13 protein-coding genes are annotated in these 19,376 nt (G+C 58.5%); 3 read left to right on the forward strand and 10 right to left on the reverse strand.

Translation table 11 applies throughout. The features are described from left to right. Positions 1–7 precede the first annotated feature (7 nt). The 8 genes from HRQ60_RS08585 to HRQ60_RS08620 form a co-directional block, all read right to left on the reverse strand. Complete coding sequence (locus HRQ60_RS08585) at positions 8–3,193, reverse strand: alpha-mannosidase (protein ID WP_172195366.1); 3,186 nt, start codon at positions 3,191–3,193, stop codon at positions 8–10. 6 nt (positions 3,194–3,199) lie between these two features. Further along, the gene (locus tag HRQ60_RS08590) at positions 3,200–5,545 is read right to left on the reverse strand and encodes a glycoside hydrolase family 3 N-terminal domain-containing protein (protein ID WP_172195368.1); all 2,346 of its coding nucleotides are present in this window, start codon (positions 5,543–5,545) and stop codon (positions 3,200–3,202) included. A gap of 107 nt (positions 5,546–5,652) precedes the next feature. Then, complete coding sequence (locus tag HRQ60_RS08595; RefSeq protein WP_172195370.1) at positions 5,653–6,576, reverse strand: carbohydrate ABC transporter permease; 924 nt, start codon at positions 6,574–6,576, stop codon at positions 5,653–5,655. A 28-nt stretch (positions 6,577–6,604) separates the two neighbouring features. Then, the gene (locus HRQ60_RS08600; RefSeq protein ID WP_172195372.1) at positions 6,605–7,534 is read right to left on the reverse strand and encodes an ABC transporter permease; all 930 of its coding nucleotides are present in this window, start codon (positions 7,532–7,534) and stop codon (positions 6,605–6,607) included. A gap of 102 nt (positions 7,535–7,636) precedes the next feature. Continuing rightward, a complete protein-coding gene (locus tag HRQ60_RS08605; RefSeq protein ID WP_172195374.1) occupies positions 7,637–9,118 on the reverse strand; it encodes an ABC transporter substrate-binding protein in 1,482 nt (493 codons plus the stop codon). A gap of 204 nt (positions 9,119–9,322) precedes the next feature. Beyond that, positions 9,323–10,843, reverse strand: coding sequence for a response regulator transcription factor (locus tag HRQ60_RS08610; RefSeq protein ID WP_172195375.1), 1,521 nt, complete (start codon positions 10,841–10,843; stop codon positions 9,323–9,325). Next, entirely contained in the window at positions 10,818–12,674 is a 1,857-nt protein-coding gene (locus tag HRQ60_RS08615; protein WP_172195377.1) for a sensor histidine kinase, read from the reverse strand. The genes HRQ60_RS08610 and HRQ60_RS08615 overlap by 26 nt, the downstream gene beginning before the upstream one ends. Before the next feature lie 370 nt (positions 12,675–13,044). Then, positions 13,045–13,803 (reverse strand): exodeoxyribonuclease III, encoded by a 759-nt coding sequence (locus HRQ60_RS08620; RefSeq protein WP_172195379.1) that lies wholly within the window; start codon positions 13,801–13,803, stop codon positions 13,045–13,047. Positions 13,804–14,119: 316 nt separating this feature from the next. On the opposite strand from HRQ60_RS08620, the gene HRQ60_RS08625 reads away from it, so the two are divergent. From HRQ60_RS08625 to HRQ60_RS08635, 3 genes are all read left to right on the forward strand, one after another. Further along, the gene (locus HRQ60_RS08625) at positions 14,120–14,920 is read left to right on the forward strand and encodes a hypothetical protein (RefSeq protein ID WP_172195381.1); all 801 of its coding nucleotides are present in this window, start codon (positions 14,120–14,122) and stop codon (positions 14,918–14,920) included. A 143-nt stretch (positions 14,921–15,063) separates the two neighbouring features. Continuing rightward, positions 15,064–15,903 (forward strand): isocitrate lyase/PEP mutase family protein, encoded by an 840-nt coding sequence (locus HRQ60_RS08630; RefSeq protein ID WP_172195383.1) that lies wholly within the window; start codon positions 15,064–15,066, stop codon positions 15,901–15,903. 261 nt (positions 15,904–16,164) lie between these two features. After that, a complete protein-coding gene (locus HRQ60_RS08635; protein ID WP_172195385.1) occupies positions 16,165–17,928 on the forward strand; it encodes a methyl-accepting chemotaxis protein in 1,764 nt (587 codons plus the stop codon). A 125-nt stretch (positions 17,929–18,053) separates the two neighbouring features. Here the strand turns inward: HRQ60_RS08635 and HRQ60_RS08640 are convergent, their stop codons facing one another. Next, entirely contained in the window at positions 18,054–18,806 is a 753-nt protein-coding gene (locus HRQ60_RS08640) for an SDR family oxidoreductase (RefSeq protein ID WP_172195387.1), read from the reverse strand. A gap of 81 nt (positions 18,807–18,887) precedes the next feature. After that, on the reverse strand, positions 18,888–19,163 hold the full coding sequence (locus HRQ60_RS08645) for an Atu4866 domain-containing protein (RefSeq protein WP_172195389.1): 276 nt from the start codon (positions 19,161–19,163) through the stop codon (positions 18,888–18,890). Positions 19,164–19,376: the final 213 nt, after the last annotated feature.

Raw genomic sequence — 19,376 nt, forward strand, 5'->3', positions numbered from 1 at the left:
TACGGGTCTAGCTCCGGATCAATTTGACCGTCTTGATCTCGTACGGCTTGAACGTAAGCCGCAGCGCGGCGTTCTCGATCAGGTCAAGCTCTTCGCCGTCTTCTTCCAGCGCGCCGGACAGGACCGCACGCTCGAACGCGTGACGGACATTCAGTTCGACCGTTTCCCGGCCGCCTACCGACTCGTACATCCGTACGATAAGGCCGGTTCCGTCTTCGGCCGGTTTGACCGTGTCCAGTATAACATGCTCGCCCGTGAAAAGAATGGACTCCATCGAAGACGACAGGTCGCCCGGATGTGCCGTCGTACGGACTACCGGAAGTTCCTGGTTGAGCGCTGCCGCAGCCTGAACCGTATGGGCGGACACCCAGCTGCCCGCGTGCGGATACAGCGAATACGTGAAGTCGTGTTCGCCCAGATCCGCCTGCGTATCCGGCCATTTCGGTGCCCGGAGCAGCGACAGGCGAATCGTGCTGCCCTGAATGTCATAGCCGTATTTGCAGTCGTTCAGCAGGCTGACGCCGTAGCCGCGCTCGGATACGTCGGCGAACCGGTGTCCGCACACTTCGAACTGCGCCTGTTCCCAGCTCGTATTGCGATGCGTCGGCCGCTCCAGCGAACCAAACGGGATTTCGTAGGTCGCTTTTTCCGCCAGCACGTCGACCGGGAAAGCGACCTTGAGCAGCTTGTGCGCTTCGTGCCACGACACATGGGTCTTGAAGTCGATACGGCGGTCGTATTTGTAGAAAATAACGTCCTGCTCGATGATCGATTCGCTGAGCTTCCAGCGGAAGCGCAGGATGTCGCGCACGCCGCCCGACGCAACCACCGAACGTTCCAGCAGCTCGGCTGCGCCCGCAGGCTGTTTCTCGAACCGCGGATCGATATCCCAGGCATCCCACTCCGTCGGACGGTCATGGAAGAACTGGAAGACGTTCGCCGCTTCGCCCGGCTGGATCACTTCGCGCTCCTCCTGCTTGTCGATCAGCGAAACGATCTCCCCGCGGTCATTGAAACGCACGGTGTAGAAAGGCGCTTCCCAGACATCAGGGAATCCCTCTTCTATCGACGAACTTTCCTGCAGGACGACTGCCGAAGCCTCCGGGGCCGACTCTGCGGCGACCGCCGAACCGCCTTCCGCCGCGTACTGGGAAACCGCCGCTTCTGCGCCCGTGCCCGCTTCGCGCAGCCAGATCGTGGTGTACCCGAGCGACGGAATATGCGGCACGTACACGGTCAGGCTTCCGCTGCCTTCGTCGTAGTCGGCTTCCAGGCGCTCGCCTTCCGAGTCGTAAGCTTCCTGCCCGGCCGCCTGTTCGATCGTGACGGTCGCGAAGCGATACCAGCCCAGACTGTTGAAAACAATATACGGCGTGCCTTCGCCTTCGGTGTTGATCCGATCCGCAAGTGCGTGCGTGCCGATATCCAGACTGCGTTTGCCTTCGGTAAACACCTCCGCGTATTCCGCGTCCGACGTCTCGTACGTTTCCGTGATCGCCGAACCCGGAATGATATCGTGGAACTGGTTAAGCAGGATCAGCTTCCAGCCTCGGTGCAGCGATTCCAGCGCTTCGCCGTAGCCGGCATGGACCTGGGAATCCCCCGCCGCCAGCACGTTCCACAGTTCCGCTTCGCGGTACAGCACTTCCGCTTTGCGGTTCGCCCGCTTGTTGTAGGCATGCGTCGTATACGTGCCGCGGTGCAGCTCCAGATACAGGTCGCCGCGCCAGACCGGCAGTTCCGGCTCCGCCTGGCGGATGCCGTCGAAGAACTCCGCCGCCGTGCCGTAGCGGCTCGAAGGCTGGCCGACCATCAGCTCGGCGCGGTCGATATACTCCAGCATCTCGCGCGTCACGCCGCCGCCGCCGTCGCCGTGCCCGTACAGCAGCATCTGCTCCGAATGTTTGTCTTTTTGCCGGTAGGACTGCCAGTGTTCGTGCACGTCTTTGGGATGCGTATGCTCGTTGACGCCGTGGTTGAGATAAGACAGAATCGGCGTTCCGTCGATACCGACCCAATGGAACAGATCGTACGGGAACGTGTTCGTATCGTTCCAGTTCAGCTTCGTCGTCATGAAGTATTCCACGCCGCCGTGCTTGAGAATCTGCGGCAGCGACGCGCAGTAGCCGAACGTGTCCGGCAGCCATTCGATCCGCGAGATTTTGCCGAATTCCTCCTGGTAGAAACGCTGTCCGTACAGCATCTGGCGCATCAGCGATTCGCCGCTCGGGATATTGAGATCCGGTTCGACCCACATGCCCCCGACCAGTTCCCAGCGCCCTTCGCGGATACGGGCTTTGACCCGCTCGTACAGTTCGGGATCGTTCTGCTTGAGGAAATCGAACAGGATTGGCTGGCTCTGCGTGTACAGATAATCCGGGTATTCGCACATCAGCGTGTCGACGCTCGAGAACGTGCGGCTCGTCTTGCGCACCGTCTCTCGTACCGGCCACAGCCAGGCGATATCGATATGCGACTGGCCGACCATGATCTCGCGGCCTTCGGCGTTATTGCCGCCGATCTCGAGCGTACGGGTGCGAAGCTGCTGTTCGATGTTCGAGACCGCCGCGCCTTCGCGCACGTCCGCTTCGTTCAATCCGGTAAAAGCATCCATCGCGCCGTGCAGGGCTTCCATCAGGCGTACGCGGCGGAAATCGGTGTCCGGCAGCAGCGCCGCCGAATCGCGCACAACCGTCACCGTGTACATGAGGCTGCGCACCGGTTCGTTCGGCAGCACGAGCAGACTGCGGATCGAGGTGATCGGCGGCTTGATCGTCGCCTGCCGGTTCAGCGGATCGTGCGGTTCGGGAATGATGTCGAACATTTCGATTTCGAGTTCCGGCGTCCGGCCGACGTGCTTGAGATCAAGCGTAGCGTACGTATGGTTGTCGTCGATGCCCTGATAGGAAGCGCCGTTCACCCGCAGCAGCCCTTCGCCGCCGGAATCGAAGATCAGTCCCGCGGTGTCCGCGTTCCAATCTGCCGGCAGTTCAAGCTTTGTGCGGAAGAAATAGGTCGTGCCGTTCTTGCTCGGAAAAGGATTCAGTTCTTTGCCCTGCGGATACGGCTCGACCTCGGTATATTGGCCCGGCAGGCCGTAGGTCGACCGGGTGATGTCCCAACTCTTCAGTTCTTCCTGCCGCAGCCACTGGCGCTGCGACAGCTCATGGATAAAACGGTTCAAACGCTGCATAGATTCTCAGTCCTCTCCGACGATAAAGTCGATGCTTTGGGTATCCTGCACATGGCGGCCGATCCGAATCCGGAACAGTCCCGGTTCGACGACCGATACAAGGTCGGGGCCGATATAGCGGAGCTGCTCCGCGCCGATGTCAAAATTCACTTGACGGCTCTCGCCGGGTTCCAGCCAGATCTTGCGGAAACCTTTTAGTTCATTCGCGGGACGGGTCGCGGCGCTGACCGCATCGGAGACGTAAAGCTGGACGACTTCCGCCCCGGCGCGCTCCCCGGTATTGCGGACCGTTACCGACACGGCCGCACGGCCGCCGGCTTCGATCTCGGCCGGCGCCAGCCGGCTCTGCGACAGCTCAGGGGCCGAATACTCGAACGACGTGTAGCTGAGCCCGTAGCCGAACGGATACCGCGGCTTCGAATCGTCTTCCAGATACCGTTTGCCGCGCGAGCGCTTGCCGAGGTAATGGACCGGCAGCTGCCCGACATGCTTGGGCACGGAGATCGTCAGGCGTCCCGACGGATTGACGTCGCCGAGCAGGATATCGGCGATCGCATGGCCGCCTTCCTGCCCCGGATACCACGCCTGCAGCAGCGCGGGCACATGTTCTTCCACCCACGGCTCCACGACCGGGCGCCCGCCGATATAGACCACGGCGACCGGTTTGCCGGATGCCGCCGCGCTCACTTCGCGGATCAGGTCAAGCTGCACGCCCGACAGCCCCAGCGTCATGCGGTCGATGCCTTCGCCGCAGTCCATATCGCTGACCGCCTCGCCCGTGACCATCGAAGCTCCGGTCCGCAGGTCGATCGTGCCTTCGCCGAAATCGCGGGCGCTCGATCCGCCCATGACGAGCACGACGGCGTCCGCTTCCGCCGCGCATTCCAGTGCCCGCGCGAAGCCTTCGCGCGATTCGCCGCGAATGCGGCAGCCCGGCGCGTACGAGACGCGCTCCGCTCCCAGCCGCTCGGTCAGTCCGCGCAGCACGGTCGCGACGCTCCCTTCCGGCTGCGGCGACGTGTAATCGCCGAGCTGGTTGTAGCCGCGGTCCGCATTCGGACCGATGACCGCTACGCGGCCGGTGCCGCCCGCAAGCGGCAGCACGCCTCCGTCGTTCTTGAGCAGAACGACGCTCTCGGCCGCAAGCGCCCGCGCAAGCCGCACATGCTCTTCGCTGCCGATGATCTCGGCGGCCCGCTGCGCGTCGGCGTACGGGCTCTCGAACAGCCCGAGCCGGAACTTGAACTTCAGCACGCGCAGCGCCGCGCGGTCCAGCACGTCCGCTTCCAGCCGGCCGGCTTCGAACGCCGCCAGCAGATGGCGGCCGAACATCTCGCCGGACATCTCCATGTCGATGCCGGCACGCAGCGATTGCAGCGCCGCGTCTTCGCCGTCTTCGGCCGTATCGTGGCCGGCCGCCAGCATGTCGATCGCGCCGCAGTCCGTAATGACCGGACCGTCGAAGCCCCATTCGCCGCGCAGGATGCCGCCGAGCAGACGCTCGTTCGTCGTGCACGGCACGCCGTCGATCTCGTTGTAGGCGGGCATGATCGAAGCCGCTCCCGCCCGAACCGCCCGTTCGAACGGATACAGGTCGACTTCGAGCAGCTCGCGCCAGCCCATATGTACAGGGCCCGCGTTGCGCCCTCCTTCGGAAGCGCCGTAGCCCGCAAAATGCTTCAGCGTCGCCGCGACGCTATCTCGCGCGTCCAGCCGCTGTCCCTGCAGCCCTTCCACCGAAGCGACCGCCATTTCGCCGATCAGGAACGGATCTTCCCCGAAGCATTCTTCGGTCCGGCCCCAGCGCGGATCGCGCACGACGTCGAGCACCGGCGAATACGTCGCCGCCCCGCCCTGCGCCCGCGTCTCCGCGGCGACCGCCCGGCACATGTCCCGGTACAAGTCGACGTTCCACGTGCTGCCGATCGCGAGCGGCACCGGGAACACCGTGCCCCCGATCGCCATATGCCCGTGCGAGCATTCTTCGCCGATCAAGAGCGGCACGCCGAGGCGCGAATGCTCGACGGCGTAGCGCTGGATCTCGTTGACCGCTTCGGCCCCTTCCGCCGGCGACAATCCGGTCGCAAGCGTCACGCCTGTCCACGGATCGGCGCGCAGGGTGCCGTAGAGCGAACCGATGTCGCCCGCGCGCACCTGCTCTTTGAAGCTTTCCGTCAATTCCGCTTTTCCGCTCTGCTGCGAGTAGGTCATCCAGCCGAACGGCTGAATAAGCTGTCCGACCTTCTCGCGCGCCGTCATGGCCGCAAGCAGCAGCTCCGAGCGTTCTTCCGCAGGCAGAGCCGTATTCATCCAGGGTCTCTGCGTCACCGTATCCGTTGTCCGTTCCGTCATGGGCGGTCTTCCTCCTTGGCATGCGGACGCGCAGCGCGTCCGCGTTGTTCTTTTTTAATCCACCTTTTCATCCAACTTTTCATCCAGCTTTTCATCCAATCGTCGCCTTACTCTTTCACCGCTCCGAGGGTCAAACCCTGCACGAAATAACGCTGGAAGAACGGATAAGCGAAAATGATCGGCAGCGTCGCCAGCACGACCATCGCCATGCGCGCCGTATCCTGCGGCAGCGATCCCATCGCGGCCATGCTGATATTGCTGTTGGCCGAATTCTGCTGGATAAACTGCATGCTCGACTCGATCCGCATCAGCATGGACTGGAGCGGCACCAGATTCGGATTGTCGATATACAGCAGCGCGTTGAACCAGTCGTTCCAATACCCGAGCGTGCTGAACAATCCGATCGTCGCAAGACCCGGCAGGGACAGCGGAACGATGATTTTGAAAAAGATCCGGAATTCGCCGGCGCCGTCGATTTTACCCGATTCGACGAGCGCGTCCGGTACGCTGGTCGCGTAGAACGTACGCAGGATCATGACATAGAACGCGTTCATCGCAAGCGGCAGGACAAGCGCCCAGATACTGTTCTTGAGCCCGAGCAGCTGCGCCACGATCATATAGGTCGGGATGATGCCGCCGTTGAACAGCATTGTCAAAATAGCGAAGATCGAGAAGAAGCGGCGGTAGCGGAAATTGCGGCGCGAGATCGCATAGGAGTACAGCGCGATCATGAACAGACTGAGCACCGTTCCGATAAGCGTGACCGCAATCGTCACCCCGTAAGCCCGCAGCAGCGTATCGCCGCTCTCGAAGATGTATTGATAGGCACCGAGGCTCCATTTGGACGGAATCAGCCTGTAGCCTTCGCTTGCGAGTACACTTTCGTCCGTGAAGGAGATAATGACGACGAACAGAAACGGGAATACGCACATAAAAGCAAAGATGCCGGCAATCAAATTGAAAATGACGTTCCATACCGGCGTAATCTGTTGGAAATCGCGGATCGCTTTCGGTTTGGTTTTGCGGGCCATGAAGACACCTTCCTTTCTTATCATCCTTTTAGAACAGCGAGCTGTCCTTGTCGATCCGGCGTACCGCGTAGTTGGCCAGAATGACGAGCGTGAAGCCGACGACCGATTGATACAGGCCCGCCGCCGCGCTCATGCCGATCTCGCCTGTCGTCATGAGTCCGCGATAGACATACGTATCGATCACGTTCGTGACGGCGTACAAGGTACCCGAGTCTCTCGGCACCTGATAGAACAGCCCGAAGTCGGCGTAGAAGATCCGGCCCACGGCCAGCAGCGTCATGATCGTAATGATCGGCTTCAGCATCGGAATGGTGATCCGGCGGATCTGCTGCCATTTGTTCGCTCCGTCGATCATCGCCGCTTCGTACAGCGAACGGTCGATCCCGAGGATCGCCGCCAGATAGACGACGCTGTTGTAACCGACCATTTTCCACAAATTGACGAAGACGAGGATATACGGCCAATACTTCGGATCCGAGTACCATTGAACCGGCTCCATGCCGAACCAGCCCAGCATCTGGTTCAGCAGCCCGCGGTCCATGCTCAGGAAGCTGAACACGAAGTAGCCGACGATGACCCAAGACAGGAAGTACGGCAGGAACATGCCCGTCTGATAGATTTTCGACATTTTCCGGCTGACCAGCTCGGACAAAATAATCGCCATCAATACGGAGAACACCAGGCCAAGCGCGATAAACGCAATATTGTAGAGCAGCGTGTTCCGCGTAATGACGAAGGCGTCTTCCGTACTGAACAGAAATTTGAAGTTGTCCCAGCCGACCCACTCGCTGTTGAAGATACTGGCCCAGAAGCCTTTGCGGCTGACGCGGTATTCCTTGAACGCTACGATTGTGCCCGCAAGCGGCAGATACGAGAAGAAGAAGAACCAGATCGCGCCCGGCAGCACCATGAACAGCAGCGCTTTATTGCGGCTTACGTTTCTCAAAAAGTTTCCCATGTTTGTGTCGCCCTCCTTGTCGCCCCAAAATCGGTATAAAAAAGAATCGGGCGTGTGCCTGCCCGCCCGATTCCCGTTTTGATTTGCTGATGCGAATCGATCTTACTTGTTGTTCTCGGCTTTCCAGGCGTCCAGCTGCGTCTGCGCTTCGGCCATGACTTTCTCAAGGCCGGCCTGGTTGAACTTCTCGATGGCCTGCGGCAGATACGTTTTCGGATCGACCGTACCGGTCATCAGGGAAGACCAGAACTGCTCCTTGACGTTTTGCACGGCGGCAAGTTCCGACGAGACGTTCTTCGGATCGAAGTTGAAGCTGAGGATCGGCGAATCGACGCCCGCTTCGTTGAACGTTTTGAACTCGTCCCATTTGTTCTCGGGATCGTTCGGGTTCAGGTAGAGCAGCATGTTGTTGCCGAGCGAGTACGACGGCATATCGTAGTTTTTCGCTTCCGGCAGGTTCTCGACCCGGTTGTCGGCCGTTTTGTTGTAATGCGTGCCTTCGATACCGGAATCGACCATGTTGCGCAGCACCGGATCGGTATTCAGCAGGTTCAGGAACTCCATCGCTTTCTCCGGGTATTCGGAGTTGGCGGAGATCGCCATCATCGAACCCTGCACAGAGTTGTTCGTGATAATCGCGTCGCTGGCCGGCGTCGAGACGACCGGGTAGCCGTAGCTTGCGCTCCACGAGTTGTCGGCGAGCGGTTGGGTCTGCGCACGGTCGAGCAGCCATTTGCCGGAAGTCATCAGATCGGTCGTCGAACCGGTCGTGGCGGCTTCGGGAGCGACGTAGCCCGCTTTGTAGTATTTGTTCATCGTGGTCAGCGCCTCTTTCATTTCCGGCGTTTCCAGGATATTTACGATTTTGTAATCCGTCGTGTCCAGTTTGACCGCCATCGGCAGGTTCTGGATCACGTAGTCGTACGGCACGTACGGCACGTAGTTTTTGTCCATCGCGAACGGCGTGATATCCGGCGCTTTGTCCTTGACCGTCTTGAGCAGCGGCTCCAGGCTGTTCAGCGTGCGGATGCCTTCGGTCTTGATGCCGTATTCGTCGGCTACATTTTTGTTGAAGCGCCATACTTCCTGCTGCGGAAGCTCTTTGTTGGCCGGGATCGCATAGTTGTGGCCGTCGACTTTGGAGCCTTCGAGGAAGGCCGGGTTAATCGTGTCCTTGATGCCTTTGCCGTACTCGTCGATCAGGCTGTCGAGTTCCATAAAGGCGCCTTTGCGCGCATTCTGTACATAATCGAAACCGCCGGACGACGTGAAGATAATATCCATCGGTTCGCCGGACGCGACCAGAACCTGCATCTTCTGCTGGTAATCGCCCCAGTCGATCATCTTCATCGTAACGTTGGCGCCGATCTTCTCGGCCGTATATTTGCTGACTTCGGTCATGACCTTGTCGACGTCTTTTTGCGGCGTGCCGATCGTGTACCAGATCAGATCCACCGGTTTCTCCGCAGTTCCTTCACCGCCGGACGCCGCTTCGTTTCCGCCCCCGCCGCATGCGGAGAGAACGAGACTGAACGCCGCCAACATCGAGATCGCGAGCGAGACTCTTTTTTTACCTTTTTTCATAACTTATGACCTCCTCTTTTGAATTGCTGTCTGTGTGTGCCCTGCCGTAAGAACTATCTTCACTCTAAAGGATGTAAGCACTTTCAAAAAGGCTCGAAATCTAATATATCGGGGTACAAAATAAAGAAAAGACCGCCTCGAAGGCGATCTCTATCATGAAAAAGAAAGATTAATTTACATGAAAATAACATGAAAATGAAAGCTTTACTGAAGTGCTTTGTATTCGGTCGGCGAGATGCCGACATGCTTTTTGAACTGTTTGTAGAAATAGCCCGTTTCCCAATAGCCGACGCTGCGGGAGATGTCCTGTACTTTCTGGCCGGTTGTACGCAGCTTTTCCTTGGCGCGTTCGATCCGGTATTTGTTCAAATAATCGGTAAACGTCTCGCCCGTTTCCTTGTGGAACAGCTGCCCCAGATACACGGGATGGACCCGATACTGCGAACCGAGCATCTTCAGCGACAATTCCTCGCCGTAATGGGCGGCGATATGGCCCAGCACCTGCTGCACGACCGGACTGCGCGTATCGCGGTTCAGCATGCCGACCGTTTCCTCCGCCGCCCGTCGGACGGCTTCGACCAGTTCCTCCATATGAGTAGCGTTCCGAATCCGGTCGAGCACCTGCAGAAACGGCTCTCCGTCATCTTCGCGTTTGACTTCCCGCAGTACGGCGCGCAGATCCGCGCAGATGCCAAGTGCGATATTCTGCAGTTCCTCGGGCGTCATGCCCTCCGCCCTGCCGATCGCGGCCATATCTTCGCCGATCCGCTGCATGAGTCCTTCGCGGTCGCGGGCCAGCACGAGCCGGCCGTATTCCCGGCCGAGGTCGGCCAACGCCCAGGCGGAAATCTCCGCGGCCGAAGTCGCCGCGGAAGGCGGAGCATACCGGAACAAACGGCGTTCCGGATCGACCAACGCGTACTCCAGCGCTTTTTTGGCTTCGCTGCGGCTGACCGAACCGTGCTCCGGCAGCGGACCTGCGCTGCCGACGCCGATCCGGATCCCGCTGCCCAGTCTCTCCTCCAATTTGCGCGCGATTTCCAGCAGGCGTTCTTCGCCTTCGTCCTGCGCAAGGGTCACGACGACCGCCGCATCGCCGTCCATATCCCGAAACGCCAGTCCGTCTTTCTCGTCTTCCAGCGCTTCTTCCGTACGCCGCGGCAGATCTTCGCCGCCCTCCCCGGCGCGCAGAATCAATATCCCGAGCCGCGTATGTCCGAAATGCAGGCCCAGGAGACCCGCCCGTTCATTGAACTCCGACTGCGAAATCTGTCCCGTCAGCCAACGGTGCAGCACATTGTCCCGGATAATCCGGGCTCCGAACACGCCGAACCGTTCTTCGCGTTCGGCCCGGCGCAGCTTCTCCGTCACGTTGGCGAGTGTGGCTTCCAGTTCTTCCACATTGATCGGCTTGAGCAGATAATTCTCGATGCCAAGCCGCATGCCTTCTTTGAGATAATCGAATTCGTTGAATCCGCTCAGCACAATGACCTTGAGTTCCGGCCGGAATGCCCGGACGCTGCGAATCAATTCCAGCCCGGTCATCTCCGGCATGGAAATATCGGTCAGCAGCAGATCCGCCGGCGTGCTGCGGAGCGCTTCCAGCGCTTCGCTTCCGTCGAGCGCACTGCCGACCACTTCCAGTCCGAACGAAGCCCAATCCATGATATCGATCAACCCTTCGATGATAAACGGTTCGTCATCCACCAGAAATACTTTGTACATGCCGCTCCTCCTCCCCCGAATCCGGATAACGAATTTCTACCGACGTTCCCTGACCCTGTCCTCCGCTGTGCACCGTGATCCCGTACTCCGGTCCGTACAGCAGCCGCAGCCGTTCGTGGACGCTGCGCAGGCCGAACCCGCCGCCTTCCGGCTCTTCGCCGCTTCGGCCGAGTCCCGCATGCAGCTCGCGCAGCTTGTCGGCCGGAATGCCCCGGCCGTTGTCTCTTACCCGAACGGCAATATCTCCTTGTTCCCGGTCCGCGAAGATCACAAGGCGGTTATCTTCGTCGCGGCTGCGGATCCCGTGCACGATATAATTCTCGACGATCGGCTGCACGGACAATCTCGGCACTTCGAGATCAAGCAGCTGCGGATCGGCCTGGATATCGTAGGCGAGCCGGTCTTTGTAGCGGATACGGAACAATTCCAGATACAACCGGCAGGCTTCCAGTTCGTCTTTGAGCGTATGCTTTTCTTTTTGCTGCACGAAGCTTTTGAACAGCATGGACAGACTGTAGATCATCTCCCCGACGTCTTTGGCCCCCTGCGATACGGCCCGCATCCGGATCACTTCGAGCGTATTGTACAAAAAATGCGGATTGACCCGCGCCTGCAGCGCCGCAAGTTCGGTATGCTTCTGCTTGATGTCCGCTTTGTACACCCGGTCGATATATTGATTCAGCTCGTCGAGCATATCGTCGAAGCTGCTTGCAATCTGACCCAGTTCGTCTTCTTTTGTATCCTTGAGCCGGGTCTTCAGGTCTCCGCGTTTGACGCGCTGCGTCAGCCGGATGATCCGGTTCGTCCGTTTGGCAAAATTGAAAATGAACAGTGAAGGCACCAGAATCGCGAATACGATACAGACCGCCCCGATCGTCACAATGGTCCGCTGGAGGTTCCGGTACGATTCCGCGGCCTCCCGCTCGCTCAGGATTCCCGCAACGGTATAGCCGCCGGCGGTCGAAGCCAGCTTGTTGAAATACAGGCCGTTCTCCGGCGCGGGACCCGACGAATTGACATCGTAGACCAATTCCAGCCGCTGCGCATACGGAAAGCGCTGTCCGTAATAACGGCCCGACGTATCGAACAATACCCGGCCGTCCGCGGACAAGACGAAGATATCGCCTTTGAATTCTTGTTCATACGCGGTAAGCGCCTGATGCAGACGGCCCGAATCGAACCAGACGGTGAGCTGTCCGAGATTCTTGAAGCTCTGTTTGTCGTTGACTGGCACCGTGACCGAGTACATGGCCTCCCCGATTCCTCCGAGCGCCCGGTTCACCCAGGCATTGGGCTCCGAGACGTTCGCGTTCTCAAGCGCCATCGCGTCGGGCACATAAGATTGCGACGCATTGACCGGCACCACCCGAAATTCCCCGTCGGGATGATACGCGTACAAAGCCTGCTGCTCGCTGCTGTAGAGTACGAGCGCCCGGATATCCGGGCGGCTCTCGAGTACGTTTTTGAAATAGGATTTGGCGTTGGCTGCATCGATTCCCGTCTGCGCATACCGGTCGAGCCGGTAGCGGACATAGTCGGCGTACGGATTCAGGAGGAAATAAGACAGATCGAGCGACAGCGCGTCATCCCGGTACAGGTCGGGCATGATCGAAGACGCTTCGCCGATCCGCAGACCGATATACCGGTCGATCGCGGACATCGCCGCTTTTTGGTTGTCCAGCTCCCGCCGCACCGTCGACTGGGACATGGATACAAACATAAAATACGAAAAAGCGATAATCGTGACAATGGTGATAAAGGAGAAGAGCAGAATGGTTTTGGTAAACAGATTGTTTTTGACCGTCCTCCGGTAAACCCCCAGGATATCCATGCCCCGCTCCTCTCCGCTGTCCTTTTTTTCGATATTTTCGCACTCTGTTCGCCGCCTGTCCACTCGTACCGGACATGAATCTCCCATCCGCACAAGTCCCCATCTTGTTACCTTAGACCATGAAAGCCTTTTCATTAAGAGGGAAAACTAAAGATCGCCTGTTCAAATTAAAGAAGCCTGGTACCTTGATCGAATTAAATCCAAGGCTTGCGTTCATCGGAAACACGCAGGGTTCAAGCGGGTTTTCGAGGGGCGTAACCTAACATCGTTATCGGTCAAGGTACTAGCGCTTCGCGAAGCCGCGGCCGCCTTCTTGGAAGAACGTTCTTCCGGGCGGCCTTGGTCTTCGGACGTTAATCATCCCTGCCGCTCACGGCTCTTCCATTTCCAGCACGACCGGACAATGATCGCTTCCCAGAATCTGGAAGTCGATCCGCGCATCGGTCAGCCGGGGAGCCAGGCGCTCGGAAGCGAGGAAATAATCGATTCGCCAACCGATATTCCGTTCGCGTACCTTCATCATATACGACCACCAGCTGTACACCCCTTCGCGGTCCGGATAGAAGTAGCGGAACGTATCGATAAAGCCGGCGTCCAGCAGCTCGGTCATCTTGCCGCGCTCTTCGTCCGTAAAGCCCGAGTTGCCGATATTGGAACGCGCGTTCTTCAGGTCGATCTCCCGGTGCGCGACGTTCAGATCCCCGCAGACGAGAACCGGCTTGACGGCGTCCAGCGTCTGGAGATAATGACGGAAGCGGTCTTCCCACTCCAGCCGGTACGGCAGGCGGGTAAGGTCGCGCTTAGCATTCGGCGTATAGACATTAACGAGGTAAAAAGATTCGTATTCCAGCGTCAGCAGCCGGCCTTCGTCTTCCCGGTCTTCTTCCATGCCGTAGCGTACGCTCAGCGGGCGGACTTTGGTAAAAACGGCGGTTCCGGAGTATCCTTTCTTGAGCGCATAATTCCAATATTGGTAATAGTCGCGGGTCGGCTCGATCTTGATCTGGCCTTCCTGCAGCTTGGTCTCCTGCACGCAGAAAATATCCGCATTCTGCTGTTCGAAATATTCGTTGAAACCTTTGGTGACGGCGGCCCGAAGACCGTTGACGTTCCAGGAAATCAATTTCATGGGGCATTTCTCCTTAATCACTGGCAGTAGGCTGTCGGGAAAGGCGATCCCCTTCTCCGACAGCCAGTGTACCATAATCCCGGCGGTTTCGGGGATGGATGCGGCGGTTTCTTCAGGGCGAGACCGGGGCGGAAATTTTCAAACATGCGTTCGTTTTTTCGATTGACGCTTGTTTTTCGGCTGTGGTATAGTGGACGCAATCGATCATGAACGGCGCGGGGAAGCACCCTGCGGACAAGGTTTCCGAACCTTTCCGCAGGGTGCTTTTTTGCGTTTTCACGTTCCGGTTCACCTCATATAAGGAGCTGAAATTCCTATGTCCGCTTTCCGATCCGCGCCGCCTAAATCCCGCTTTGCCGTCCGTTTGACCGCCCTGCTGCTGTCGCTCGTTTTGATCCTCCCGTTTGCCGCACCGCCCGAACGCGCCGCGGCCAGCGCCTGGGCATCGGCGCTGTCGGGCATCGATGCCCTGTACGATGGCTACACCGCGCTTGAGACCGCCAACAAGATCGAGAAGCTGGAGATTCAGTCGCTGCGCAAAGACAGTGCGGCCCGGCTCAAGAACGTCAACGCTTCCGTGAAAGCGATCGACAAGTCCAAGATCGACCGCTTGAATACCGAATGGGCCGCGCTCAAGAGCCGACACGCCTCTCTGATTCGGCAGTACAGCGATCTCGGCAAGCAGGCGGCCGAAGCGCGCAAACGCAAAGACAAGAAAAGCGCCGATCTGCTCGACTTGAAGCGCAACAAACTGAAGCCGTCGGTCGACGCCGCCAAGCTGGAGATCAAGAAAGCCCAGGAAGCGCTGGCTTCCGCCAAGAAACAAGCGGCAGCCAAAGTCAAAACGGTCAAAGACGCCCTGGCTCCCGCAGCAGTGCTGAAGAAACAGGTAACGGCCGAGAACAAAACGATCGTGTCCTGCAACAAGACAAGAGCGGCGGCCTACAAACGCTACCGCTCCGCCGTCAAGCAGGGCAATGCGATTACCGCGGCAGCGGAATTGACGCTGATGTACGATCAGCTGCGGAAGATCCACGCTTCCCAGCGTACGATTTACGGTTGGGAGAAACAGATCTCGGCGGCGATTCAATCGGCCGCCTCCAAGCTTCCTGCCTGAGAGGCCGCTTGCGCCCACCCCCACCGGCATAGGCCGCTTCTTCACAGTGTGTTCTTTCCCGGGACCCTGTGCGCAAGAATAAGGAGGTTTCATGGCTCTTCCTGCCTGTAGACTGATTTCATACCCGACAGGAGGCTATGATCATGACCGAACCGATCCACTCTCTACACCCGTTTGCCGCAGCGCCTACAGATCTGCACGCGTCTGCCATTTCCGTATTCAACCGTCTGCACCACGCACCGGAAATCCTGTTTCTCGGCAACGCCTGGGATACCGCTTCCGCGCTTTCCCTCGAACGGGCCGGCTTTCCGGCAGTCGGAACGACCAGCCGGGGCATCGCCGACGGGATCGGAGCGGGCGACGGCGAACAGGTCGATTTCGACCGCCATGTGTCGATCGTACGCGATATGACCGCTCATCTGCACATTCCGGTATCCGCGGATATCGAAGCCGGTTACGCTTCACGGTTCGGAGATATTGTCGACAATGCGCTCCGTATGGCCGATGCGGGCGCAGCCGGTCTCAATATCGAAGACTCGCCGAAAGACCAAGTCGGCCTGCGCGATTACACCGAACAGGCCGGACTGCTGGCACAGATTCGCCATGCGCTGGACACCCGGGGGTTCGGAGGATTGTTCCTCAATGCCCGCACCGATACGTATCTGATCTCCGGCTTGGCAGATCCGCTCAACGAGACGCTGATCCGGGCCGAAGCCTATGCCGGCAGCGGAGCCAGCGGGATTTTCGTGCCGGGACTCGGAAAAGACGAAGACATTGCCGCCGCCGCTTCGGCGATCACGGTTCCGCTGAATATCATGTCGCTTCCGGGGCTGACTTCCCCCGCCCGCCTGCATACGCTGGGCGTCCGCCGATTCAGCTTCGGCAATGCCTTATCCGACAAGATGTTCGCTTGGCTGGATCGCTCCGCTGCGGAACTTTGGCAGCATCGGAATACAGCTTCGCTGTATGCGGCCGACGAATAACCGTCCCCTGCAGCCGTGCAGGGACAGCTTCTTAGATCCTTCCCAAAAACCGGTCTGCATGTAGACCGGTTTTTGCGTTTGGGGATCTTCTTCGGAATATTCGCGGCAGGAACGGATCTGTCAGCCATTTACCGATTTTCGCCCGCTTCCGCGCTGGGCATCTACTCATTTTCTTTCACTTGTTTACGAATAACTATTAAAAATGTGACATTTTTCGACGATAATGAAGAGTCAGACGAACATCAAGGAGGTACAGAAATTTTGAACACAAGAAATCGCAGATTTTATGGACTACGCACGAAACTCTATTTGGTAATCCTGGTACCGCTTCTGATTATCGGTATACTTGTCACGCTAATGACGCGTTCGGCCGTCGAACAAGCTGCGCTCTCCACCATGCAAAAAGATACGCAGCGGTTGGCCGAGAACACGGCACTGCGGCTTGGAACTCAAGCCGAAGCGATTCAAAGCGTATACGAAAACGGTGAAAAAACGGAAGCCTACCGGACGCTGCGGGAAGAATTGAATACGCTCCGGCTGCAGTCAGGCGTCCTCTATGTCTATATGCTCGACAAGAACGACGCAGGCTGGAGATACACGGTGGACGGCGCAGACTGGGACGACGAAAACTACAGTCCTCTCGGTATGGAAGCTTCCTTTGACGCCGATGTCGAAAGCAATCTGATGAAAGGTCTGACGGTCAATACCCCGGTGGCCGACAGCGAAGAGTGGGGCAAGCTGTTCTCGTCCTTTACTCCGATCCGCGGCGCCGATGATGCCATAATCGGCTACCTCGGAATCGACGTTGCCGCCAACACGCTGGAACAAGTGACGTCGGAGACCCTGAAGAGTGTCTACCTGATCGTAATTCCGGTATTCGCCGCGGTCCTGATCGTTTCGATGCTCATTATGCTGTGGGTGGTCAATCGTCTGCTCAAGCAGGTCGCCGGAATCAAAGAAGGCCTGGAACAAGCTGCCCAAGGCAATCTCGACGTATCCGTCGAACGGATTACCGGCGATCAGCTTGGCGATATTGCGCAGCTGACCGGTCATATGACTTCCCGGATCACGGATATGATCGAACAGATCAAGAGCGGCTCGGACACGCTTGTGGAATCGGCCGGCCATATCGAACAATCTTCCCATATGAACGATCAACAGGCCGAGGAATTGGCGCGGGCCATTCGGGAGATCGCTTCGGGTTCGATGCAGCAGGCGGAAGAAACCGAGAACGCCGTACATTTGACCGATCAGCTCGGCGGCATGATGGACGAGGTTGGTTCGTACGTGCTCCAATTTACCGATATGTCGAAGCAGCTGGGCAGTGTTCAGGTAAAAGTCAGCCGCGAACATGAAGTGCTGCTCGAGAAAAGCCGGGAGAATGCGCGGCGCACCGACGACCTGACCGCGATGTCCAGCGAACTCGACCAGAAATCGAAGCTGGCCGCTTCGATCAGCGGACAGCTGAACACCATCGTCAAACAAACACAAATTCTGGCGCTCAATGCCACGATTGAAGCTTCGCGCGCAGGAGAAGCGGGCAAAGGATTTGCGGTCGTCGCCGGAGAAATGGGACTGCTCGCCCAACAGTCCAAAGATTCCATTCAGGAAATCGACCGTATTCTCGGTTCTTTCGTCGACCAGGTCGGCATGATGAACGAACACTTCGAAGTGAACCGCGTCTTGACGCAGGAACAGGAAGAGCAGATCTCGGATTGTCTGCAAACCTTTGGCGAAGTGTTGGATATCTCGGGACAAGTCGAAGGGCTCGCCGGCCAGCTGCAGCGCAGAACCGGCGATATGCAGGAAGTTCGGCGGGAGGTAGAGCAGCATATGAACGATATTGCGGCGGCTACCGAACAGACTTCGGCCATGACCGAAGAAGTGGCGGCAAGCGCGGACGAACAGCAGCGCTCCGCACGCGAACTGAACGCGGTCTCCCAGCGTCTGGCCGAACTTGCGGACGGTATGCAGTCCGTCACCCGCCAGTTCCGTACCAAAGGGCACGAACAAGCGGAAGGTTGATCCCGGGGCAGCAGCACATAGAGCGGCCCCTCCGTTTTCCCTGACATCTATCACGGCAAAGAACCCCCGGACGAATGTCTATTCGTCCGGGGGTTCTTTGTGTATGGAAGGCCGCCGCGCCGGATTCAGCCCACAGCCTGCGAAGGCCGGACGGTCAGCTCGTTTACATCGACGCCTTGCGGCTGGGAGACGGCGTAGAGAATCGCTTCGGCAATTGCCCGGGCCGGCAGCGCGATACGCCGATACTCGCGCATCGCCGCCTTGGCGTCTTCGTCGGAGATGCTGTCCGCAAGTTCCGATTCGGTAACGCCCGGCGAGATCAGCGTCACACGGATCTCCCGCCCCGTTTCCTTGCGCAGGCCTTCCGAGATCGCCCGAACCGCATATTTGGTGGCGCAGTAGACGGCGGCTGTCGGCGTCACCTCATAGGCGCCGATCGAAGCGATATTCACGAATTGGCCGCCTCCTTGACGCTGCATGGCGGGCAGTCCGGCTGCGATGCCGTGCAGCACGCCCCGGATATTGACATCGATCATCCGGTTCCATTCGTCGATCCGGCGCTCTTCCAGATGGGACAGCGGCATCACGCCCGCATTATTCACGACAACGTCGATCCGGCCGAAACGTTCTTCCGCATCACGGAAAAAAGCTTCCGTCTCTTCCGCATCCGTCACATCCAGTTTCCGGAATTCCGCGGTGCCGCCCGCCGCGCGAATCTCCGCCGCAAGAGCTTCCAGACGTTCCGTGCGTCTGGCCCCAAGCATTACTTTCGCTCCGCGATCGGCCAGCAGACGTGCCGCCGCCTCGCCGATTCCGCTGCTGGCTCCCGTAATCAGAACCACTTTTCCTTCGATCCCCGATCCCGTTTCGTTTTTCATGACAAGATTCTCCCTTCTTGCGTTCCCTTTTTGCGTATCGTCCATTTCGCCCGCTGCCTTGTATGCCCGCTTCATGCCGGTTTACCTATTGTTTTCCCGATAGAAGACCATACCGCCGTGATACAGAACATCGCCGCGAAATTCGCCGTCCGCGGTAAAGCCGGTATCATCCACATAATCGATCCGGCTGCCTGCAACGGTATACCGGCCGGTATAGGCACTTTTGCGGCTGCCGCGCGCTTCATCGTAGCGTCCGTCAGGCAGAAGCTCCTGGCGGATCCGGCCGTCTGCGGTTACCCACATCCCGATGTACGCATGCAAAGACTGCTGTTTGCTTCCTGTATTCGCTTCGTTCATGATTTGCCTCCTCCCGTCGAGTTCTTCTTCATTATGCAGGCGGAACGCGAACAGGAGGTAGAACGATCGAGGCAGGAAATTGCCTGTTTCGCGCAGAAGCTTTTGCAAACCGGTCCCCACGTCTTATAATGAAAAAAAGCAGTCCGACCCAAAAGACCGGCCGCCGATACCCGGCTTCCGGTCTTTGTTTTCCTTATAGGCGGCCCAATGGCT

Source organism: Saccharibacillus qingshengii (genome assembly GCF_013185195.1).
Taxonomy (GTDB): domain Bacteria; phylum Bacillota; class Bacilli; order Paenibacillales; family Paenibacillaceae; genus Saccharibacillus; species Saccharibacillus qingshengii.